This is a genomic window from Arthrobacter sp. MYb224 (assembly GCF_002975455.1).
Classification (GTDB): Bacteria; Actinomycetota; Actinomycetes; order Actinomycetales; family Micrococcaceae; genus Glutamicibacter.
Window position 1 is genome coordinate 96905 of the sequence record NZ_PCPU01000007.1, and the last position, 22830, is coordinate 119734.

At 57.8% G+C, this 22830-nt stretch carries 20 protein-coding genes; 6 read left to right on the forward strand and 14 right to left on the reverse strand.

All coding sequences use genetic code 11. The annotated features are described in order from the left end of the window. Positions 1-3333: an ATP-binding protein gene (locus CQ017_RS13930; RefSeq protein ID WP_105554186.1), complete on the forward strand. Its 3333-nt coding sequence runs from the start codon at positions 1-3 to the stop codon at positions 3331-3333. 116 nt (positions 3334-3449) lie between these two features. Here the strand turns inward: CQ017_RS13930 and CQ017_RS13935 are convergent, their stop codons facing one another. From CQ017_RS13935 to CQ017_RS13950, 4 genes are all read right to left on the reverse strand, one after another. Next, the gene (locus CQ017_RS13935) at positions 3450-5936 is read right to left on the reverse strand and encodes an ABC transporter permease (protein ID WP_096289131.1); all 2487 of its coding nucleotides are present in this window, start codon (positions 5934-5936) and stop codon (positions 3450-3452) included. A gap of 4 nt (positions 5937-5940) precedes the next feature. Then, on the reverse strand, positions 5941-6690 hold the full coding sequence (locus CQ017_RS13940) for an ABC transporter ATP-binding protein (RefSeq protein ID WP_096289133.1): 750 nt from the start codon (positions 6688-6690) through the stop codon (positions 5941-5943). A 127-nt stretch (positions 6691-6817) separates the two neighbouring features. Further along, positions 6818-7750 carry a cation diffusion facilitator family transporter gene (locus CQ017_RS13945; protein ID WP_096289135.1) on the reverse strand — a complete coding sequence of 311 codons (933 nt, stop codon included), beginning with the start codon at positions 7748-7750 and terminating at the stop codon, positions 6818-6820. 3 nt (positions 7751-7753) lie between these two features. Then, the gene (locus CQ017_RS13950; protein ID WP_308727320.1) at positions 7754-8074 is read right to left on the reverse strand and encodes a metalloregulator ArsR/SmtB family transcription factor; all 321 of its coding nucleotides are present in this window, start codon (positions 8072-8074) and stop codon (positions 7754-7756) included. A gap of 130 nt (positions 8075-8204) precedes the next feature. Between CQ017_RS13950 and CQ017_RS13955 the strand changes: the two genes are divergently transcribed. Together CQ017_RS13955 and CQ017_RS13960 are read left to right on the forward strand one after the other, a co-directional pair. Further along, positions 8205-8801: a DNA-3-methyladenine glycosylase I gene (locus tag CQ017_RS13955; protein ID WP_096289275.1), complete on the forward strand. Its 597-nt coding sequence runs from the start codon at positions 8205-8207 to the stop codon at positions 8799-8801. After that, a complete protein-coding gene (locus tag CQ017_RS13960) occupies positions 8802-9647 on the forward strand; it encodes a DNA-3-methyladenine glycosylase (RefSeq protein ID WP_105554187.1) in 846 nt (281 codons plus the stop codon). 352 nt (positions 9648-9999) lie between these two features. Here CQ017_RS13960 and CQ017_RS13965 read toward each other — a convergent pair whose 3' ends face one another. From CQ017_RS13965 to CQ017_RS13975, 3 genes are all read right to left on the reverse strand, one after another. Then, the gene (locus tag CQ017_RS13965; RefSeq protein WP_096289141.1) at positions 10000-10836 is read right to left on the reverse strand and encodes a siderophore-interacting protein; all 837 of its coding nucleotides are present in this window, start codon (positions 10834-10836) and stop codon (positions 10000-10002) included. A 63-nt stretch (positions 10837-10899) separates the two neighbouring features. Further along, entirely contained in the window at positions 10900-11367 is a 468-nt protein-coding gene (locus CQ017_RS13970) for a thioesterase family protein (RefSeq protein WP_096289143.1), read from the reverse strand. Next, positions 11367-12449, reverse strand: a complete 1083-nt coding sequence (locus CQ017_RS13975; RefSeq protein ID WP_096289145.1) for an App1 family protein — start codon at positions 12447-12449, stop codon at positions 11367-11369. The genes CQ017_RS13970 and CQ017_RS13975 overlap by 1 nt, the downstream gene beginning before the upstream one ends. A 96-nt stretch (positions 12450-12545) precedes the next feature. Between CQ017_RS13975 and CQ017_RS13980 the strand changes: the two genes are divergently transcribed. Further along, positions 12546-12977 carry a pyridoxamine 5'-phosphate oxidase family protein gene (locus CQ017_RS13980; protein ID WP_096289147.1) on the forward strand — a complete coding sequence of 144 codons (432 nt, stop codon included), beginning with the start codon at positions 12546-12548 and terminating at the stop codon, positions 12975-12977. Positions 12978-13065: 88 nt separating this feature from the next. Here CQ017_RS13980 and CQ017_RS13985 read toward each other — a convergent pair whose 3' ends face one another. From CQ017_RS13985 to CQ017_RS14005, 5 genes are all read right to left on the reverse strand, one after another. Next, positions 13066-13926: a 3-hydroxyacyl-CoA dehydrogenase family protein gene (locus CQ017_RS13985; RefSeq protein WP_096289149.1), complete on the reverse strand. Its 861-nt coding sequence runs from the start codon at positions 13924-13926 to the stop codon at positions 13066-13068. 12 nt (positions 13927-13938) lie between these two features. After that, positions 13939-15396 (reverse strand): aldehyde dehydrogenase family protein, encoded by a 1458-nt coding sequence (locus CQ017_RS13990; protein WP_105554188.1) that lies wholly within the window; start codon positions 15394-15396, stop codon positions 13939-13941. Between the two features lie 27 nt (positions 15397-15423). Further along, positions 15424-16608 (reverse strand): acyl-CoA dehydrogenase family protein, encoded by a 1185-nt coding sequence (locus tag CQ017_RS13995; protein WP_105554189.1) that lies wholly within the window; start codon positions 16606-16608, stop codon positions 15424-15426. 14 nt (positions 16609-16622) lie between these two features. Continuing rightward, positions 16623-17768 (reverse strand): CaiB/BaiF CoA-transferase family protein, encoded by a 1146-nt coding sequence (locus CQ017_RS14000; protein WP_105554190.1) that lies wholly within the window; start codon positions 17766-17768, stop codon positions 16623-16625. A gap of 104 nt (positions 17769-17872) precedes the next feature. Next, positions 17873-18592, reverse strand: a complete 720-nt coding sequence (locus tag CQ017_RS14005) for a GntR family transcriptional regulator (protein WP_105554191.1) — start codon at positions 18590-18592, stop codon at positions 17873-17875. Positions 18593-18865: 273 nt separating this feature from the next. On the opposite strand from CQ017_RS14005, the gene CQ017_RS14015 reads away from it, so the two are divergent. Further along, a complete protein-coding gene (locus CQ017_RS14015) occupies positions 18866-19741 on the forward strand; it encodes an inositol monophosphatase family protein (protein WP_258133669.1) in 876 nt (291 codons plus the stop codon). Between the two features lie 62 nt (positions 19742-19803). Next, positions 19804-20016, forward strand: coding sequence for a hypothetical protein (locus tag CQ017_RS17910; RefSeq protein WP_146112495.1), 213 nt, complete (start codon positions 19804-19806; stop codon positions 20014-20016). 46 nt (positions 20017-20062) lie between these two features. Here the strand turns inward: CQ017_RS17910 and CQ017_RS14020 are convergent, their stop codons facing one another. Together CQ017_RS14020 and speB are read right to left on the reverse strand one after the other, a co-directional pair. Then, complete coding sequence (locus CQ017_RS14020; protein WP_105554194.1) at positions 20063-21736, reverse strand: thiamine pyrophosphate-binding protein; 1674 nt, start codon at positions 21734-21736, stop codon at positions 20063-20065. Next, entirely contained in the window at positions 21736-22722 is a 987-nt protein-coding gene (gene speB / locus CQ017_RS14025; protein ID WP_105554195.1) for an agmatinase, read from the reverse strand. Before speB ends, CQ017_RS14020 begins: the two co-directional genes overlap by 1 nt. Positions 22723-22830 lie beyond the last annotated feature (108 nt).

Genomic DNA, 22830 nt, shown 5'->3' on the forward strand with positions numbered 1-22830 from the left:
ATGAGTATAGAAATGACCCTCCCGCTCGGTGGCGCCCTCAACCCGGGACAGCATCGGCTCTGCCGGATCCAGATCGTTAACTGGGGCACTTTCCACGGCCTGCACAACCTTGAAATTGATCGCGCTGGAACGCTGGTCACCGGACACCCCGGCGTGGGTAAGTCGACCTTGTTTGATGCCATGGGGCACATCTTCTTTGCGACCCCCAAGCTCAACGAGTCTGCAAACGATGCCGCAACTCGCGCCGATCGCCGCACCACCTTCTCCTACCTGCGTGGCCGCAAGTTCAAGACCAGCTCGGGCACCGTCTATCAGCGCCCCGGCGCTACATGGAGCGCCATCTTGCTGGGCTACGAGGATGGCCTGGGCAACACCGTCAGCATTGGCGCGGTTTTCGACCTGCCAGACGCAGGGTTAGAGAATCAGGTGTCCAAGCATTATCTGCTCAGTGAAGGCGCGCTGGATATTGCGGAGCTTGAACATCATGGGCCACGACGTTTTACCGTGTCTTCGCTGTCCAAGTCTTTGGAACCAACCGAGGCATTTGATACGCACAAGGCCTTCATCGAACGTGTCCGCCGCCGCCTTGGGGTGGAAAGCGACAAGGCTTTTGCCTTGCTTCGCACCTTGCAAAACGGCAAAGGGTTGGCGAAGGGTGTCAACCAGTTTTTCCGTCACGAGGTGTTGGAAGAACCCACCACGCTGAAAGCGGCAGCGGCGGCGGTGGAGGACTTCGCCCATCTGCGCGGCATCTACCGTCAATTGGATACGGCGCGCGCACAGCGCGATGTGCTGGCCCAGGTTCCAGAGCAGGATCAGGTTTATCGAACGCTCGCCCAACGCATCGGCGAGACCGAACAGCTGCTCAATAGCGATCTGCAGCAACTCGATGCCAAGGTCCGCCAGCATATTCTGCGCAACGACTTGCACCGTCATCAACGCGAACTAGCCGAGCTCAAGGAACAAGAAGCTGACATTCTGGCGCGCAAGAGCCGGACCGAGGGCCAGCTTCAGTCGCTCGCGGCGGCCCACGATTCCGCTGGTTCAGCCTCGCTGATGCTACTAGAGCGTGAGGCGGATGCGGCACGCAAGGCACTTTCGGAAAAGGAATCCGCGTTACGCGCGTTGCAGGAACAGGCGACCGCTGCCGGCTTGAACTTCGAGTTCAGCGCCACCGGGCTCGATGAGCTGCGCGGGAATGCCGCCCGGACCATGCAACAGCTGGCTTCCATCACCAAAGATGCGCAGACGGTTGAGTACGAGGCCATGGCCTCGCTGATGGCGCTGCGCAAGCGTGCAGAAGCATTGGACGAGCAGATTCGTTCCTACCAGCGCCGTGGCACGAATATCGATGACCGTTCAGTGGCAGCACGCAGAGCCATCGCATCGGCTTGTTCCTTGAGCGAAGAGCAGTTGCCCTTCGCTGGCGAACTGATGGATGTGGCCGCTGACTCGGCCATCTGGCGGCTGGCTGCCGAAAAGGCATTGCGCTCGCTGGCTCGCACCATTTTGGTGCCAGGCGAATTCCTCACCCAGGTAACGCACGCAATTGACGAACTCGACGGATTGGGTCGAGTACGTTGGGTCGATACGTCGGTCAAACCACGCGAAGCAGAAGCCGGACCGGCCGATTTGGTCAGCAAACTCGACTTTGCTTCAGGTGAAGCGGGAACCTGGCTGCGCACCAAGATCACCGCCGATTATCCGCTGGCCTGTGTGGAGAATGACGCGGCGATGCATGTGCATCCCAAGGCCATCACTCCCGCAGGAACCATCAAATCCGGTGCGGGTAGCTTTGAACGCGATACCCGCAGCGTCCCGGCCTCTGATTATCTGCTTGGTTTCACCAACGAATCCAAAATTTCGGAATTGCAGAACAAAGCCGAACGCCTCAAGGAACAGATCCTGAAAGCCCAGGATGCCGCCGATGAACGGACGGCAGCAAAAAACCAAGTCGTTGCGAAGTCTCAGCTGCTTGCGGCCATCGTTGCCGACGAACGCAATTTTGCCCAGCTAGATGCTTCAGCTGCGCTAGATTCCCTGCGTCGCAGCGAGCAGAAGCTCGGCGACGCACTGGTGCTTTCGGGCGATTCTTCGAAAATTCGCCAGCAGATCGAAAACGCAAAGGCAGATTCTGAGCAGTTGGTTGGCGACCTCGCGTTGGTGCGCTCGCGTATTGATGATCTAGAGCTACAGAACGAACGTGCGCAGAAAGTGCTCGCAACCACCGAAGGTGAGGATGCAAACGGCAACTGGGTCTCCGCTGTCCCTACTCATCTGCGTCACCATGCGATCCTTGGCCCGATTTTGGAACAGGTGGCTGCGGGCGATTGCCCGCCAGTAGATTCCATTGGCGAAGCCTTCGCCGAGGTCAAGGTGCAGCTAGGCGGCCAGCTCAACGATTTCTCCTCGCAACGCCATGAAGTAGGTGGGGCGCTAAGCGACACCTTCAAACGCTTTGCCCGAGAATTCGGTACCTCGCACGCGCAGACGCACGGAACAACTCCGGAAGCCGCCGAGCACTATGCCAAACTGCATGGTCAGATCGTTGCAGACGGATTGCCCCACCACGAAGCACAGTTCCGCGAGTACTTTGCCAACCGTTCCTACGAACGCTTCAGCGACCTGTTGCAGCTGCTTGACGAGGAACGCCGGATGATTTCCGAGCGAATCAAACCGCTAAACCAGATCCTTGCCGATGTCACCTTCGAACATGGCTCGATGCTGCGGTTGGAAGTTGAAAACTCGATTCCCGTTGAGGCTGAAACCTTCCGCAAGGAACTGAAGGCGGCATTAAATGACGCCTACACCACCAAGGAAGAAAGTACTCTGGCGAAGTCCTACCAGGCACTTGAAGCCCTAGTTTCCGCACTGAGCGATCCAGGCTTGAACGCCTGGCGGTCTACCGTGCTGGATGTTCGGCAACACGTGGTGATTAGCTGCAATGAGCACAAGCCGAACGGAGAGGTGGAGACCGGCCTGGAACCTGGCACGCTATCCGGTGGTGAGGGCCAGCGCTTCACGTCCTTCATCATGGGCGCAGCCCTGGCCTATCAGTTGGGCTTTGCCTCGGCGGGTTTCACTTCCTACGGCACCGTGATGATTGACGAAGCGTTCATCCAAGCGAACTCCGAATATGCGGCAGCTGGCATCCGTGCGCTGCAGGAGTTCGGTTTCCATCTGGTTCTGGCGGCGCCGGAAGACAAGATCGATTTGAGCCACCACCTGGGTTCCATTATCGATATCATCAAGCATCCGGGATCTAATATCTCCGGCTTCGTCACTACTGGTCGCTCCCCGGCGCTGGCCACCACCATTACGCTGCGTGGTTAGCGCGGCAAGACAACAGGCAGCACCCAGCCCTGCTCCCAGGAGCATTTCGGCAAATTAAACACGACGGGGTCGGAATAGTTGCTCATCAACTATTCCGACCCTTGCCGCATCATCAATTACTCGGTAGCGAGCCCCTCCACCGGAGATAGCTTCGCCGCACGACGTCCTGGTGTAATCGAAGCAAGCAACGCTGCCAGGAGGCTCACCAGCAGAACCGCCGCCAGCTGCAGCCATGGGATCTCGTAGCTCATACTTCCCACGCTGGACAAGGCGCTGTGCGCACCGAGCAATCCGTAGACCGCGCCGAGAATGAGTCCCAGCAAGGCTGCCACGCCACCGATCAGCACCGCCTCCGTGGCAAGCATGGAACGCAACTGCTTCTTCTTCAGCCCCAATGCGCGCAGCAGGGCGTTTTCCCGGGTGCGTTCGAGCACCGACAGGCTCAACGTGTTGGCCACGCCGATCAATGCGATCAGCACGGCTACGGCAAGCAGACCCGAAACGATCATCAGCAACACGTCGATAATCTGGGAGAACATTGCCTTCTCCGTCACGCCGCCGGAAATCATCGAATTTTCAACACCCGCGACATCCGCAATGGATTCCACCAGCTCAGTGACCGCCCCATTGGAGAGCGACGGATCAACCTTGATCGCTACCCCTGACATCCCCTCCTTGTCGGAGATGCCTAGTTTGGCTGCGGTGTTTTCGGTCAATGTGTTCGAAACGAAGCTTGCCGAAGTAGTTCTGAGCTTCACCGGCTGACCGTTGACCGTCGCGTGGTCCGCCTCGATCTGCCACCAGGTCGAAAGCAATTCGCCATCTCGTGGAACGATCTGCTCGTCATGGACTACCGATGCGTACGACTCCGGGTCGACAACCATCGCGTACTCTTCGCTCGAGGAACCGTCGGGGAATTCGGTGGCAACGGTGCGCATGGTGTACGCCGACACGCTTTCAACGCCCTCCAGCTCGGCGAGCTTAGGCGCCACGGAGTCACTAGTCAAAGTGTCTTGAGCCACCGTCAAGTCGATCGGGTATTCGCCGCTGATGCTCCCATTCAAGGTGGCCTTGGCACTCTGCCCGCCGACCATGATCATCGAGACTAGCGTGACGCCGATCAGCAGCGCGGTGGCAGTAGCGGTGGTGCGTCCGGGGTTTCGAACGGCGTTGAGCGAAGCCAGCCTGCCAGCCACCGAGCGACCGGTCATCAGCTTGCCGATACCGAACACCGTGGCCGGAACAAACAACGAGGCCAGCATCAAAATGCCGGGGAAGGACAACAGCCCACCGGCGAAGGCAATCAGCAGCTCGGAATTGAGTGCTCCATAGGCTAGCAAGGCTGCGCCTGCGAGCGTCAGTAACGAGCCGAAGATGATGCGTACGAGGCCTGCACGGTTCTTGACGCTGGCCGCATCAAATGGGCGCAAGGCGGCAAGCGGGGCCAGGCTCATGGCTCGACGCGCCGGCAGCCAGGCAGCCAGAACAGTCATCACGATACCGACGGCCAAAGGAATAATGATGCCGCGAGCATCCACGGCCAAAGTTGCGTAGGACATTTCAGGTACTAGATTTCGCAGCAGCTGAATCAGGCCTGCCATCAGTGCCACGGCCAGAGCTACACCCACCACCGAAGCGATAACGCCGATCAGCAGCGCTTCGATCAGCACCGAGCTGCGGATCTGTGCGCGTTTGGCACCCAGGGTGCGCAAGAGCGCCAGCTCGCGGGTGCGTTGCGCGATGACTACCGAGAAGGTATTCATCACCACCAGACCGGTGACTATCAGCGCGACCAAGGCAAAGACCAGCAAGATGATGGTCAGCTGATCGGTTCCTCCGGTCATGCTTGCCACGTCGTCGAGCACCTGTTCGTCGGCGGTGTTGACCACCACATCGACCAAGTCCTTGCCATGGAAATACTCGGCCACTGCGGCTTGGGTTTGAGCGACGTCCTTCTCCGCATCGATCACCAGCCTGTTCAGCTGGGCATTCTCGCCTGCAAAGCGTTCCCAAGCGTCTTCTTGCATGGCGAGCTGGGCGAAGGAGGAAGACATCGGATCGGTGGTAGTCTCCACGATTCCGACGACTTTCAATTCACGCATCTTCGCGTTATCCTCCATGCTCGACAACGCGACGGTGTCGGCAACTGAGAGGCCCATCTGCTCGGCATGCTCCTGGTCGATCACGACCTCATCGGCGCCCAGCGGGGCACGTCCCTCGAGCATCGACATACCCGAGAGCTTATTTTCTGCGGAGATGGGTTGCAGCATTACGGTGTAGCCGTTGTCGCCGGTACGCAATGCTGCGCCCATGACTCCGTCGCCATAAACGCCTGAGACTTCGGGAAGATCACGGATTTCACGGACCGTATCCATGCTCAGCATGCTCGTGTCGCGATCGTTGGGTGTTAGCTCCCAATCGACCGAGGCCACCAGGTCGGCGTTCTTATATGAGTCGCCCAAGCTATTCTTTAGCGTTGCACGCGTAGAGGAATCCACCGCGAGGGTGGCGCCAAGGAAGGCCGTGCCAATGGCGACGGCCAGGAGCACGGCGATATACCGTCGCGCATAAGTTTTAATGTTCGCTATTGCTACCTGAAGCATGATCCTACTCCGCTAGGGAGGCGAGAGCCTCGGTGACGCTGGCTACGGTGGGGTCTTCGAGCGAACCGACGAGGTTTCCATCCTTCATCAGCAATACGGTGTCCGCGTAGGATGCTGCAGCCGGATCGTGGGTGACCATGATGATGGTCTGTCCCATTTCGCGGGTGGAGGTGCGCATCAAGGAGAGCACTTCAGCACCGGTTCGAGAGTCCAAGTTGCCGGTCGGCTCATCGCCGAAGACGACTTCAGGGCGGGTGAGCAATGCACGAGCTACGGCTACGCGCTGCTGCTGTCCACCGGAAAGCTCGTGTGGTTTGTGCGTCAGCCGGTCACGCAGACCCAACGAATCGATGACGACGTTGAACCATTCACGGTCGTGCTTCTTGCCGGCTAAGGACAGCGGCAGCAAGATGTTGTCCCTGGCATTTAATGTTGGAACGAGGTTGAAGGATTGGAACACGAAGCCGATCTGCTCGCGGCGCATAGTGGTCAGCTGGTCATCGTTGAGTTCGGTAAGGTTCTTGCCACCGATGATGATTTCGCCAGAATCGGCGTTGTCCAAGCCCGCCAAGCAGTGCATCAGGGTCGACTTGCCAGAACCTGAGGGTCCCATGATTGCGGTGAAACGGGAACGGGCAAAGGCCACATCCACTCCGCGCAAAGCTTCGACTCGGGTGCTGTCACGACCGTAGCTCTTGCTTAGTCCTCGAGCTTGGACTGCATAGTCGGTTACCTGCTGTGTTTCAGTTGTCATGCATCAATTATATAAAGCTCCTAGCCAATTGAGGATCGGTCAGAAGGTTTGCATCTACGCTGCGGGAGTCATACCACGGGATGAGAGAGCCTCCCGGTACCCTCATCCCGTGCACGGTCACGAACGCCTAGCACTGCGAATGGTAGTCCGAGTCGCGGTGGCTTCGGGGTTCGATCTGGAAGGTTGAATGCTCGATGCTGACCTCAAAATGATCCGCCACGCACTGTTGAAGTTCACGCAGCAGTTGACCGGCCGCACCGGCCGTGAACATGTGGTCCTCGGCGACAATATGCGCGGTGAGCACCGGAAGGTTCGAGGCAATTTGACTGGCGTGCAGGTCGTGAACGGCGATCACGCCCGCCTGTTCTTCCAAGTGCCGGCGTACCGATTCAAGGTCCAACCCACGGGGCGTTGATTCGAGCAAGATATGCGTCGTCTCCCCCAGAAGCTTCACGGCGCGTGGCACGATCAGCGCGGCAATGACGAGCGCTGCGACCGAGTCCGCGCTCGCCCATCCGGTGAAATGGATTGTCAGCGCGGCAATAATGACCGCTACGGATCCCAGTGCGTCATTCATGACCTCGAGGAACGCAGCGCGCATGTTCAGATTGGCCTCGCGCCCCGCGGAGATGATCCACATGGCTAGGAGATTTCCGGCCAAGCCGACGATACCGAAGATCAGGAGGCCTTCGGCGTGCACCTCTGCCGGTACAAAGAGGCGACGAACCGCGTCGATGGCCGCGTAGATGCCGACGGCGAGCAACAGTGCGGATTGTAAGGTCGCGGAGAGCACCTCGGCGCGGCGGAACCCCCAGGTGCGTTTGAGTGTGGGCTTGCGCTGAATCAGATTGGCTGCGGTCAACGCAAGCAAGAGCCCCACCGAGTCGGTCAGCATATGGGCCGCGTCGACGAGCAAAGCCAGCGAGTTGGTAACTAGCGCGCCAATAATCTCCGCGAGCAAGATACTCACGGTAATCGCAAATGCCCATGCCAGCCTGGTGCGGTTCACATTTGAGTGGTCATGTTCATGGCCATGGCCAGAAGTGTGCTCATGCCCCATGCCCTAGGCCTCCAGAGATTGGTGCGGGTGAGCTTCGTGCCATCGATGACCGCTGGCGCTGGAACTTGCCAACTTCTCCGCTTGGGTGAGAATCATTGTCAGTTGCGTGGTCTCAGTAAGGGAATAGAGACTTGCACGTCCCTGCGTGCGCACGGAAACGAGATCGCTTTCGCGGAGGCAAGCCAGATGAGCGCTGACGGTGCTTTGCGCTAGCCCAAGGTGTTCGGTCAGCTCTTTGACCTTGTGTTCACCTGTTTTGAGATGCACCAGGATGAGCAACCGCGTGGGGTCAGCTAGGGCGTGGAACAACGCTGCCATTTTCATGCGTTGAGTTGCTCCAAGCTTTGCATCGACAAAAGACTCTATTATCGCCATATGACGATAATAGCTCGAGCTTCTGCAAATGGCCGTTTATGACTCTGCGTCCTCGATACGCAAGTGGCATGATGATTTCATGAGTGAAGATTTAGTTATTGGTGCAGACGGGTTGGCCCGCCCGCAATGGGCCGCAAGCAACGCGCTGCTGCGCGAGTACTACGACACCGAATGGGGCATGCCTGTCACCGGGGAACAAGCCCTGTTTGAACGACTCAGCCTAGAGGGCTTCCAGTCAGGTTTATCGTGGGCCACAATTCTGGCCAAGCGCGAAAACTTCCGTTCCGCCTTTCAGGGATTCGACCCGCAGTTGGTCTCGGCCTACGGTGAGCAGGATTACGAGCGACTCATGGACGATGCCGGTATTGTCAGAAATAAACTCAAGATTCGGGCAACCATCGCCAACGCTCAGGCGACGCTCGCATTGCGTGACGATGGAGGCCTGTCCCAGCTGATCTGGTCTTTCAAACCTGAAAGCACCCCGTTCCCACGCACCTTGGCTGAAATTCCCACGCAGAGCCCGGAGTCCAGCGCGCTGGCCAAATACCTCAAAAAGCGTGGCTTTAAGTTCGTTGGCCCAACGACTATGTTCGCGCTAATGGAGGCTATTGGGATCGTTGATACGCACCTAGTCGGCTCACATCGCCGCGGCACCTCTGGCGTCTGGCCAGCCTAGATGAAGTTCACGGTTCCAGTGGACGGAGTTCTGGATGCCTCGCACGCACTCTCGGTCCTGGCTATCCATTCATTGCCGAATCAGGAGCGGCTGGATCGCGAAGCGTCGAGCGTCGTCCGCGTGCTACGCATCGATGATCAGCTCCACGAACTCAAAATACTGCTCGGCACCCACGAGGCCACGGTGCACACGCAAGCCCCAAAATCGCTGCACCCCAGACTCGCCAAGATCATTAGCACCTGGCTAGGCCTAGCTGACTCGAATGAGCTCAGTTATCAGCAACTGGCCACCATCAGTGCCCTGCAGCCAGCATTGGACAACTTCCCGAACCTGCGGCTTATCAGCTACCCGGACCTCTTTGAGGCGCTCGCCACGACAGTTCTAGGGCAACAGATCTCAACGAGCGCAGCCCGAACCCTCGCCACCCGATTCGTCGAAGCGCTCGGAGAACTTCACGCCTGCGGACTGCGGGCGTTCCCCGATGCGCACGCCACCGCGCAACTAACCGCCGAAGAACTCCAGCAGGTGATCCGCTGCCCGCTTTCCCGCGCAGAGACGCTTCTCCGGGTCGCCACGTGGTTTATTCACACCGGCGGGCGTCTAGCCGAAAACCATGACGAGTTCCTCAGCAGCCTGCTCGCCCTGAAAGGCGTTGGCCCCTGGACACGGGACTATGTTGCATTGCGTGGCTTACGTCAGAAGTCCATATTCTTGGATACGGACTTAGTAGTGAAACGGGCCATGCGCCAGTTGCGCATCCCAGACATTGAATGCCTTCAGCTTCCAGAAGGCGCTAGATCACTGGCCACCGTCTTGTTGTGGGCCTTCGAAGCAAACAAAAATTGAGACGCACCGACAGATTCTAAGCCGATACGTCTCAATTTTGCGGTTCGGCTGATTGAGCAAGCCAGCTGATCCCCTGTTTACAATTTTCCTGGTACCGCCGGCAACTACTGCATGGTGAGTAAGCCACCTGGTAGCAACCGAACGATCCCCGTCGATCAAATTGCTTGCCTTCCCCGTCCACACACGGGGTAGGCATTGACCTTAGCTTACGGCAAATTCAGCCAATAACGTCAAGCATCAATGATCATATTTCCGATTATTAAGCTTAGGGGTGCCTAATTAACCGAACTTGCAGTTCACGGATCATTTGCACTGCAGGCCCAAGGCTCCATCCAGGCCAATTGCGTTCGGGCTACTCGTTGAATATTTGACCCACGGGCGTCCGCTTTTCAGCTTGGAATACATCTTCCGCGCGGCCAAAAGCCCAGTAGGCCGACAGCGACATATCCCGACGGTCCACGCCACGCTCGTCATAGAAATAGGAGCGCAGTGCCTTCATCACCTCACGCTCGCCATGCGCGAAAACTTGCACCCGTCCGCCCGGCCAAGGGTGCTGGCGCACTGCCGACTCAAGGGTTGAGGCCTCCGGGGTAAACGCCGCGCCGCGATGGATCCAGCGGATATCAACACCACGGGGTGCGCGCATTTCAATTTCGTCCCCTGCGCCTTCGACCTCAATGAGCACCTGCCCCACCATGTCTTCACGCATGGCCTCGAGCGATGCCGCGATCGCAGGAATCGCAGTCTCATCACCTACGAGGAGGTGGAAATCGAATTCGCCCTTGGGCTCATACATGCCACCGGGGCCCGAGAAGCAGACAGAGTCGCCGATCTTCGCATCACGCGCCCACGGTCCGGCCAGCCCATCGCTTCCATGGACGACAAAGTCAACTTCAATAGTGCCCGCGGCCGCATCGGAACGGCGCACCGTATACGTCCGGCGCACCGGCATATCTTCTCCGGGCAGCCGTTCGCGCAATTCATCCATGTCGTAGGGTAGCGTCAAGCCCAGCTCCGGCTTGGCGAAAAGTATCTTGATGTAACGGTCTGTCGCTGATTTGTCGACGAAATTCTCAAACCCAGGGCCACCAAAGGTGAGGCGAACCAGGTGTTCCGAAATTTGCTGCCGCTTAACAACCTGCAAAACAACTTGCGGGCGCACCGGGCGCCCACCCTCTGCTCGTGCCACAAAAACACTTCCTAACTGAATAAGACTAGATAGACCTACCCTAATTCATTTACAGCCCACCAGTTATCGCGCGAACGTCGATGGACCTTCCAACACAGCCAATGATTCACGCTCCGCGATGCTCAAACGTTGCACGCGTGAAGTTAATGGGTCAAAATAGGCCAGCGTTGTCGAGGCCTTTACGCAGACGTGGCCCTCCACAGGATCTCGGAATTCATAACAAATATCAAAACTCGCAGGCTTGATATTCGCTACCCACAGATCGACTCTGACCGGAACATTCCGATATTCCAGCGGCCTGGAGTAGCGCACGCGATGCTCAACAACAAGGATCTGCACCCCATTGGGGACCGCGGAGAATATATCCACCTTAGGCTTGGAACCTGGTGCGCCCGTTCCGCCAGGTACGCCGAAGCCAGCGATTCGCGCCTCTTCCATAAGCCGAATCAGATTGACGTTGTTGACATGTCCATATGCGTCCATGTCGCCCCAACGCATGGGTACTTCTACGCACAGTACCGAGCCGGACATTATTTTTCCTCCCCCAAGCGATCATCGGGACGAATCACATCATAAGCAGCTAATTGCTCTAGGATCTGGGACCCGTCGGGCTCGTAGCTCCAGCGAATGCCTGGTGTCGTGCGGCGCAAATCAGTTGAACGCCCACCGGCGAGCACCGCTTCGGAGGGCGTCAATTGACGGATGACTATCGTGTGCACATGCTCCGGGTAGCGCCGGGCAAACTCCGCGTAAATCGTCGGATCATGCTGCCCGTCGTCTCCGATAAGCATCCACTCAATGTTTGGAAATTCCACAGCGAGCCTGCGCAATTGGTCAACTTTATGTTGCATACCGCTACGGAACCAGCCTCGGTCGGTTGGCCCCCAATCGGTCAGAAGCAGCGGACCCCGTGGATACAAATTGCGCGAGATGAATCGTTCCAGAGTCTGCGCAACATTCCACGCACCGGTAGAAAGATAAATTGTTGGGCTCGTCGGGTGCTCCGCCAAAACGCGTTGCATCATCACCGCCATACCCGGCGTCGCGACGCGGGCATGCTCCGAAAGCACGAAGGAATTCCACGCGGCGAGCAGTGGCCTAGGCAGCGCCGTCACGACAACCGTGTCATCCACATCGCTAATGATGCCGAAACGTTGCGTCTCGTCGATGACGAGAATCTGCGCGGTGGCGGATTGCCCATTGTGGGCAGTGATTTCAATATCGTTCCAGCCAGCTGGCAGATCCACCGAAAGTTTGACATCTAGGACGCCGCCGCGGTCCGCGAGGACTTCGAACCGCTTTCCGTCAGCAAGCACAGTGACTTTCCCAAAAGGAAGTACCGCCGAGGTGAAGTTGCGGAACCCTCGGATCCCATCTTCGACAACCTTGGCATGGTGCTTGCCACCCTCGAACGCGCCGGGTTTAGCCATGACCACGCGAGCGAGAACCCGCACCCATCCGCCTTTTTTGGCCGCATATCCGTACCCGTTGTAAGGAAGGATAACCGGACCCAATCCCTTGTCGATGGCACGGCGTGCTCGCCATTGCAGGACATGGTCCTCAAGTCGCGAGGCTACGTGGCGTGCGACCCTATTACTTGCTGCATGGCTCATGTTAGTAGTCTTTCATGTTCGGCGACTGCAACGCGTCTAAAAACAAATGCGTCACAAACTCTTGAACTTTTCTACATAACGTAGAAAACTAGTTGCATGAGATATCAGCACACTAATGATGCTCCAGTTTTGGTGCTCACCGAAGAACAGTCCTGGGAGCTATTGGCTCACACGGCACATGGCCGAATAGCCACTGCGGCGGCCGGAACCGTGGACATCGTTCCGGTAAATTACGCGGTGCATAAAGGAAATATCTACCTACGCACTGCGCCGGGAAACAAACTCGCTTCGATGGTCGTGAACTCCTCGATTGCTTTGGAGGCCGACGGAATCCTTTCCGACGAGGCCTGGTCCGTAGTGGTGCACGGTACCGCAGAAATTTTGGAGCACGAAGCAGATATCAATGAGGCTCTCGAAAGCGGTGTCAGCCCCTGGGCACAGAGCATCAAAGATTTTTGGATCAGAGTGACCGTCAACTCGATCTCCGGTCGTCATTTCATCCTCGGTGAGCAACCGGAAGCCATCTAATCCCTCCGCATATGCGGTAGCAACACGATGGGCTCGCGGACAGCACATTGTCGATACCGGCCGCGAGTCCAGATTCTGCAGTTTGCTGCTACCTGCGATATTCGTAGAATCCTTCACCGCTCTTACGGCCTAGTTTCCCCTCGGTCACTTTCTGCGTGATCAACGGGTGCGGTTGGTCCACCTCCTCACCGGTCTCTGCGTAGGTCGCTTGGGCAATGAAATCGATAACGTCCAGACCCACGAGGTCCATCAGCTCAAAAGGCCCCATCGGGTGCCCCAGCGCGGTACGCGCCGTGGTGTCTATATCTTTGATGCTGGCAACCTCCGCAGAAGCCAGATTGAGCGCTTCACGCTGTATTGCCCCCATCATGCGGTTAGCAATGAAACCCGGGATTTCTTTATTCACCAGCACCGGCTCTTTCCCTAGCGCGCGGGCGACCGCCGTCACCGCCTGGATGGTCTCATCACTGGTTTGCTCGTTGCGCACAATTTCTACGCACTTCATGACCAAGGCGGGGTTGAAAAAGTGCATATTGCAGACCTGGCTCGCGCGCCCGCTGGCCTCAGCCACTTGGGACGAAGCCAAGGTCGAGGAATTGGTTACCAAGATGGCATGAGCTGGAGCGTTTTTGCCCAGTTCGGCGAAGATTGAGCGTTTAATGTCTAAACGTTCGACTGCCGCTTCGATCACTAGGTCCGCTTGGGCCGCGCTAGCGTCCAGCTCGGTAGATTGGCTCAGCCGTGCCAAGGCGGCGTCGGCAAACTCTGCCTGCAGCTTGCCCTTAGCGACACGTCCGGCGGCCCAACTTTCCAGATCGCTGCGAGCCGCGTCCAAAGCGCTGCCCGAGATGTCCTGCAGGATCGTGGTGTAACCGCCCAGTGCGCAACTCATCGCAATCTGCCGGCCCATAGTTCCGGCGCCGATGATCAGAATAGTCCTAATATCCATTAGTTCCTCTTCCTAGCCGCGGAGATACACGGTAGTGGTGTGGGTATAAAACTCGCGGGCGGCGGCTCCCTGTTCTTTCGGCCCGTATCCGGATGCTTTCGCCCCGCCAAATGGTACGTGCGGATCGGCTCCGGCAGATTCGGAGTTCACATGCAAAATACCGACGTCCAGGCGTTCTTGCGCGCTAATCGCCGTAGCCAGGTCGCGAGTGAACAGCGCAAGACTCAACCCGAATTCGGAATCCGCGGCGGCTTCGAAGGCGGCCTCGGTTCCGGAAACGCGCAGCACACTGAGTACCGGGGCGAAGAATTCCTCACGCCAAGCGCAATTTTCCCGACCCCGAGAATCGCTTGGGATGCCAAGCACGGTCGGTGCCACGTAGTTTCCGCTGGCTGGAACTGCGCCCTCGAAGATAACGGTGGCGCCTTCCGACCTAGCTTTTGCGACGCCCGCCCTGACCGATTTCGCCGATTTGGCGTCGATGACCGGTCCCATCTGGACCCCTGGATCCAGTGGATTTCCGGTTACCCAGTTTGCCAGTCGCGAGGTGAGCTTTTCCAAGAATTCATCGGCAATCGAGTCATCCAAGATCAGTCGACTCGTAGCGGTGCATTTTTGCCCGCTGGAGCGGAATGCCCCAAAGAGTACCTGTTCGCTGGCCAGGTCCAGGTCTGCATCGGCCAGCACCACCGAGGCGTTCTTTCCACCCATTTCTGCTTGCACTGGGATGCCACGCGCAGCACCCATAGCGCAGAGCTTTCTCCCGACACCTGTGGATCCGGTGAATGACAAGCCCTCCAGATGGGGGTGGCTCATGATCGAGTCTCCCAGTGCGCCCGGACCGATCACCAGGTTGAGCACCCCGGCAGGTAGTCCGGCGGCTTCGAAGGCTTCGACCAACCGCACCGCCAGCAGCGGGACCAGGCTCGCCGGCTTGAAAACCACGGTATTTCCGAAGATCAGCGCGGGGGCGATCTTCCAGGCGGGGATAGCTATCGGAAAATTGAATGGGGTCACAATGCCCAACACGCCCAAGGGCTTATGCGAGACCAAGATCTGCTCCCCAGCGCGCGGAGATTGGAACATTGTTCCGGCGCTACGTTCGGCTTCACCTGCATAATAGGAGAGGATCTGTGCCGCACGGCGTACCTCGCCTATTCCTTCTGCGAGCGTTTTACCTTCTTCACGAGTAAGTTCCGTACCGATTCTCTCCGCATGCTCCGTGAGGTAGGCCGAAGCTCTCAGCAGATAACTGGCACGTTCGGCCATCGGGGTGGCCGCCCACCCTGCCTTCGCCGCGTTCGCGGCTTCAAAGGCTTCAACTACCTGGTTGGCATCTGCCGCTTGGCCTGCGGCAACAATCAAGGAGGAATCGGCGGCGCTGGTGGAGCTGAGCTCGCTGGCGTTTCCCGGAAGCCAGACACCGTTCAGGTACTGGCGAAGGCTTTCCACTTTCGTCTGCTGTGTCATATTCTAAGTTTTTCCTTGTACTGATTTTTAGCGGAAGGCCGGGACACCGGTGAGCTTATTACCCAAAATCAAGGTGTGTACCTCGTCGGTACCTTCGTAGGTGCGCACCGACTCGAGGTTATTTGCGTGACGCAGTGGCGAATAGTCCAAGGTGATACCGTTTCCGCCAAGGATGGTGCGCGCTTCGCGGCAGATCGCGATTGCTTCGCGGCAGTTGTTCAGCTTGCCAACGGATATCTGGTGCAGGTCGAGGGTTCCTGCATCTTTCTGGCGCCCGATATGCAGGGCGAGGAGGAAGCCCTTGTTGATTTCCAAAGCCATATCCACCAGCTTCTGCTGGGTCATCTGATAACCGGCCAATGGCTTGTCGAATTGCAGCCGTTCCTGGGAATACTTCAGCGCCACCTCGAAGGAGTCACGCGCCGCTCCCATGGCGCCCCAGATAATGCCGTAGCGGGCTTCGTTGAGACAGGAGAATGGGCCCTTGAGATCGAGAACGTTCGGTAGCACCGCGCTAGCTGGCAGCCGCACATCGGTCAATTCGATCTCGCACTGGATCGAAGCTCGCATCGATAGCTTCGGCTCGATTGGTGTGGCCTTGAATCCAGCGGTCTCGGTAGGGACCACGAACCCGCGGATGCCTTCGTCGGTCTGCGCCCAGATGACGGCAACCTTTGCCACATTTGCCAAGCCAATCCAGCGCTTCATTCCGTTGATCACCCAGTCGTCCCCGTCGCGGCGGGCAAAGGTCGTCATGCTCGACGGGTCGGATCCGGCGGTTGGCTCCGTCAGGCCAAAGCAGCCGATTGCTTCGCCGGAGGCCAGCTGTGGCAGCCACTCTTGTTTTTGTTCCTCAGAACCATGTTTGTAAATGGCGCTCATGGCTAGCGATCCTTGGACCGAGACGAAGGTGCGCAGTCCGGAGTCGCCGGCTTCCAGCTCGGCTCCCGCAAGCCCATATTCGACAGCCGAACGTCCTGCGCAGCCGTAGCCTTGCAGGTGCATGCCCAGCAGACCGAGTTTGGCCATTTCTGGAACGATTTCCAGGGGGAACGTCGCTGTTTCGTACCAGCTGGCAATGTTTGGTTTGATGTTTTCGTTCACGAAGGAGCGGACCTGATTCCGCAGGGCAAGTTCTTCGCCGCTGAGCAGTGCATCAAAATTGATCAGGTCTGCTGGGTCAATGGCGGTGTTAGGTGAAGGGGCAATCATTTGAGCTGTCTCCTTTAGAGGCTGGTGGTGCTGAGGAAGATATGCTGGTGTTCACCCAAGGCCGGGGGCACTAGCCGATATGTGGGCTTAGTTCGGGACAGGACGATCGGGTTGGCAATTTGCCGGGAGCTTCGTCCGGTTTTTAGATCGTTGATCGTTACCACCGGTTCCAGTCCTAGCTCGTCGGCGAACTCCAAGGCTTCAAGAACCGAGTTAACCTTTCCTGCAGGTACTCCGACCTCCATGAGTCGATTTGTCCACTGGGCCGCCGATCCTCGCCTGGTGACTTCTTCGATCAGGTCTTTGAGTTCCTGCCGGTGTTGCACACGCGAAAGATTGTCTGCGAACCGTGGATCTTGCGGCAGGTTGGTCAGTCCCAGCTCTGTGCCAAGGGCGGTGAACTGGCGGTTGTTTCCCACCGCGATCACCATGACACCATCAGAAGTTGCGAAGGTTTCATAGGGCGCAATACTTGGATGTGCGTTCCCCAAACGCGGTGGCGGATTACCGGTAACCGCGGTGCTGCTAGCTTGATTAGTCAATCCCGCCAGCAGGGAGGTCATCAATGAGATTCCTATATTTTGCCCCTGCCCGCTAATATCCCGTTCCCGAAGCGCCAAGAGTATTCCCGTCGTGGCGTTCTGTGCCGCGAGGACATCAACCAGCGCCACTCCCACCTTGCTTGGCGTTCCATCGGGCTCACCGGTGATGCTCATCAGGCCTCCGACCGCTTGAACCAGAAGATCGAAGCCTGGCAGCGAGGCGCCGAGCCCATCGCCAAATCCCGAAATTGAGCAGTAGACCAACGCAGGATTCGATGCTCTCAAGGACTCGTAGTCCAGGCCGAACTTGGCGAGCACGCCCGGACGAAAATTTTCCACGACAACGTCGGCATCTCGGATGATCTCGCGCAGCTCGGTTAGTTCCGCGGAGTTGTTGAAATCTACAACGATTGCCTGCTTATTGCGGTTCACTGCCGAATAGTAGGTACTCACCCCGTCTTCGGTGACCGGCGGCAACCATGCCCTGGTTTCATCTCCATCTCGGCTTTCTACTTTCAGCACCTCGGCGCCAAAATCGGCCAGCGTCATGGTGCATAACGGACCGGCGAGGATGCGGGAGAGGTCAACGACCTTGATTCCTTGCATTGGTTGAGTCATCGGGTTACCTACGTTCTCGTCATCGAAAAACGTTGTTACATGTTGCATGCAACTGTATGGCAAATGGTCTCTGTGTTCAAGACCACCCCTATATGTTTATGGCTCTAGAAGATCAATTCGTCCAAGCGCGTCAAATAGCGCTCGGCCTCAAGTCCCGGGGTCCGCGCGCAGACAGCCGTCACGAGCATCTGCGCAGTACGAAGCACGTGGTTGCGCATCGCAGTAGCCGCGCCAGATGGGTCACGTTCCAAGATGGACTTCATCAATTCATCTCGATCGCTGGCCAGGTCTTGGCTGGTTCTGGCCTGAGGAATCGTTACTTGTCCGTGCGCGAGCACCAGGTTGCGCAACTCCCCCACGATGCCGTCAAGTTTGGCGTTGCTTGCCAGGCTTAGCAGATAGAGGTGGAACTTTTTATCTGCCTCCAGCGTTGCCCGGCCATCCCCGGTCTGCCCCACCTCAAGCATTTCACGGTGCAGCTCACGAAGAGTTCCGAGGTCTTCTTCGCTAGCATTGAGCACGGCTCGTGCGGCTGCAGGTGGCTCGACGATCAGCCGGACCTGAAATACCTCCACGATGTCGTCTAGCGAAATCTGGTTCACGCGCACGCCACGATTTTTCGCGACGGTCACGATGCCCTCTTTTTCTAGTAGCTGCAGCGCTTCGCGGACCGGAGTGCGTGAAACTCCGAGCTTTTCGGAGATAGCAATTGCCGAATAATGGTTGTCCGGGGTCATTTCGCCGGACACGATAGCAGCGCGGATCTTCGTGGTGACTTGCTCGGTCAACGATTCTTTGGGCGAGATCGGTTGCATGCTACTCATATTTGAAGTCTATCTTCCCCTGTCAATGTGGGCGCTGAACACCCCGCTGCACTTTTGCGCTGCGGGATTTCGTTCCTCGCGGATTCCGGTGCCGGCGTTCGCCAATACCGCGGTGCACCAGGCTCCCATGCTCCTGAGATCCTGCGGTTTTGAACTCTATTGGGCGTCGTATTACTTGGTTCGTGAATGCTTCTTCACAGACTTCGCTCTTCTGCCAGCGGTCTCAGTCAAAAAGATTAAGGTGCACTTAGAACACCAAGATAGGGTGGAACCGTGAATGCTCAGATGACTCCCACCCGACTAGCTCTGGCCGAATCGCTGCGTCAGGCAGCACTGATTGCCGCGCTCAAAGCTGCACCACAAGTTCGTGAAGCATTCCGCGGAAGTGTCGGCGCCGAAGAAAAAACGAACGCCCATGATCTCGTCACCGATGTAGACCGGCAAAGCCAAGAGATCATTACCCAGTCGCTACGCGAGGCCTTCCCAAAGTCTTGGGTACTCGGCGAAGAGAACATAGCCGCGGACTCAGGCATAGCCTCCCCGACCGAAGTGCAATGGATTGTGGACCCTATTGACGGAACCAGTAATTTCGTTCACGGCGTCGCGTTCTTCTGCATTTCAATTGCCGCGGCAATCGACAACGAGTTGGTCGCAGCAGCAATAGTCGATCCGATCTCCGGAGATCAGTTCAGTGCCAATAGTCAGGCTGCTTATCACAATGGGGAATTATTGAGCCCAGGCAATCGACCTGAACAAGCACGCGCAAACTTGATGACAGATTACCCGGGAGCCGAGTCCATGCTTAAGGACGGCCCCTTGGCGCTTGAGCTCTTTGGGCAGTGGATTCAGGATTTCGCCACCGTGCGGCGCAAAGTTTCTGCCGCTCTGGGGCTCGCTCATGTGGCCGCCGGCTGGTGCGATGCAAGCGTGGGGTTCGATACGAAGCCTTGGGACGTGGCCGCGGGAGCGCACCTGATTCGAATGTCCGGCGGAAGTTACCGAGGCTTGGCTTTCGGCAAGCAGGTGGCCGCTGACCATCTCTGCGAAGGTTTCATCGCCCAAGGCCCAGGAGCCGACTACGAGTCGTTGGCTCGATCAGCCTCGCGGGTTCATCAGTTGAGAAGCCAGAGCCAAGTCAAACAAATCTGACAATACCCAGATTCTTATCCGGTGCACCACAGATTGCTTGGCTTCGGTCGTACCATGAGTGCATGACACCACGTATCCAACGAACTGCACATTCCGCCGTGCAGCATCATGGTGGCGGAGGGTTGATCCTCGGAGGAATCGGAGCCATGTTGCTCTTCGGTATCTTCGCAGTGATGTTGGCAAGCCAGTCCCTAGACTGGGTGCCACTGCTCATAGGCATCAGCCTGGGCTTCTCCACATTAATGTTTGGCGTGGTTTACCACTTCACGCACTAACAAGAGTCACTTCGGCGCCCCCTTCGAAGGGCGCCGAAGCTATGCCTTACTCGCCTAAATGCGTCGGGGCGAACATGCGTAAGAGCGTCTGAACCACGATGACATTTGGGCCTTCTCCGGCGAATGACTCGCGTAACGCGTCACCGATCTGGTCAGCTTCGACCAGTCGCGCAGGAACTCCGAAAGCCTGGGCTAAGGCAACGAAATCCGGGCGTTCCAGCTCGGTGGCCGTTGCCTTGCCAAAAGCCCCTTCCATGTATTCACGCAGAATTCCATAACCACCGTCGTCAACGATCAGCCAAGTGACCGGCACGTTGTGCTGTTTTGCCGTGGCTAATTCTGCAATGGAGTACATCGACGAGCCATCACCGGAGACCGCGAGCACTCGCGCTTGCTCGGGCGTAGCTCCCTCGATCTGCAAGCCGATGGAACCTCCAATGGCCGAGGGGAAACCGAAACCTAGGCCACCGGCACCCTGCGCCGAATGGAACTCTCCCTGGCGCGAATCCCAGCAGCTCCAACCCCAATAAGCCGCAATGGTCATATCCCAGAAGGTCTGCATTTTCGCGGGCACTGCCTCGCGGATATCAGCCATGAACCTTCGTTCATGGTCCAGGCCCTGCTCCGCCAGCCGTGCCTGCACCTTTGCCAAGGTCTGGGTGACGACTTGAGTCGGGCTCTGCCCATGCCAATCTGGCCCGTTGGGCAGGCTTACTTCCTTAAGCTTCGAAGTTAGGAACTGCAACGCCGCCTTGGCATCCGCGCGGATACCCAATGCTGGCGTATTTGACTCAAGGACGCGCGGTTCGGCATCAATTTGGATTATGTGCCCACGAGGTGCGAGCGAGAAATAGTTGCTGGAGACTTCGCCGAGCGCTGAGCCCACGACCACCAATACGTCAGCATCTTCGAGAACTTCGGTGACATGCCGATCCTCCACCCAAGATTGCAAAGACAATTCGTGATCCCACGGGAATGCACCGTTGCCTCCCGGGGTGCAAAGCACCGGGGCATTGAGCTTCTCGGCCACCTCCAGCAATTCGTTTTCGGCTTGGGCCCGACGGACACCTCCGCCCGCAACAACCACCGGTCGCTTTGCTTCCGAAAGCCAGCGAACCGCTTCATCGATCAATTCCACACGTGGTGGATGATCGTAGGCTTCGGCAAGGGCATCACGCACCGGAGGAATGAGCACCGATGCCAGCAAGACATCCTGCGGAACTTCGATCCAGACCGGCCCCATCGGCACGGTGATCGCCTGCGCCCAGGCATCTTGGATCGCCGAGGGAATACCCGAGGCGTGATGCACCGTCTGCTGGAACTTGGTGACGTTTGCGGCCGAGGCCTTCTGGTCATCGAGCTGGTGCAGCATGCCTTTTCGGCGAGCGCCCAGTCCATCCAAAGGAATCTGGCTGGCAACCACCACCATGGGCACGCCGGTGGCATAGGCTTCCTGCAAGCCGGCGAGGGCGGTCAGCGCTCCCGGGCCGGTAGAGAGGAAAAGCACTCCGACCTCTCCAGTGGCCCTGCTGTAGCCGTCGGCGGCGAAGGCCGAGTTGTTTTCTACCCGGGAAGAAATGAATTGCAGATTGGAGCGTGAGAGCGCATCGAACAGCCCCAGCGCATGTTGTCCAGGAATGCCGAAGACCGTTTTCGCGCCGAGCGCTGTCAGCGTCTCAACGACGAGATCTCCACCGTTACGTTGTACTTCGTTGCCCATTAGTTGTTCTGTCCGTTCAGCTGACGGTATTCGCTGATCAGGCTGATCAGGTCATAGGTGACATGTGAGGCAGCGACGCCGGTTAGCTCCGCATGATCGTATGCCGGTGCCACCTCCACGATATCGGCTCCCACGATTTTCAGCCCGCGCAAGCCGCGCAAGATTTCCAGCAGTTCGCGGCTGGTGATGCCGCCTGCTTCCGGGGTGCCGGTGCCCGGTGCGTGCGCCGGATCCAGCACGTCGATATCGACCGAAATGTACAATGGGCGGTTGCCGATGCGGTCCCGAAGTTTCGCGACGATCTCTTGCACGCCCTGATAGTAGACATCTGAGCTGGTGACGATGCCGAAACCGAAGCGCTTGTCGTCTTCGAGGTCTTTTTTGCCGTAGAGCGGGCCTCGGGTTCCTACATGGCAGATCGCCTCGGTATCGAGAATGCCTTCCTCCACCGCCCGCCGGAAAGGGGTTCCGTGGGTGTATTCGGCTCCGAAGTAGGTGTCCCAGGTATCCAGGTGGGCGTCGAAATGCAACATTGCTACCGGCGCACCGGCACGTTGCGAGGCCGCACGCAACAAGGGCAATGCGATGGTGTGGTCGCCACCGATGGTCACCAGCGTTGAACCGTCTTCGGTCAGCTCCAGCGCATTGTGCTCGATGGTCTCGATGGCCTCGTTGATGTTGAACGGGTTGACCGCCATATCACCGGCGTCGGAAACCTGGCTCAAAGCGAAGGGGGAAACCTCGGTGGCCGGGTTGTATGGGCGGATCAACCGAGAGGACTCACGGACGTGGTTTGCTCCAAAACGTGCGCCGGAACGGTAGGAAACACCGGAGTCAAAAGGAACACCGACGATCTTGATATCGGATTTCTGGACTTGGTCCAGCCGCGGAAGCCGTGCATAGGTGCCGCCTCCAGCATAGCGCGGAATTACCGCGGCATTAATGGGTCCGATGTTCCCATTTTCTTCGATCCGGACTTCTTTCATGAGCGCTTCTTCCCGGCACACTCGACAAGAGTTGCCTAATATGAAACATGAGTTTCCTCCCATGCTATTTATCGGTGCGCTGACCGTCAAGGTGCAATCAACAGCGAA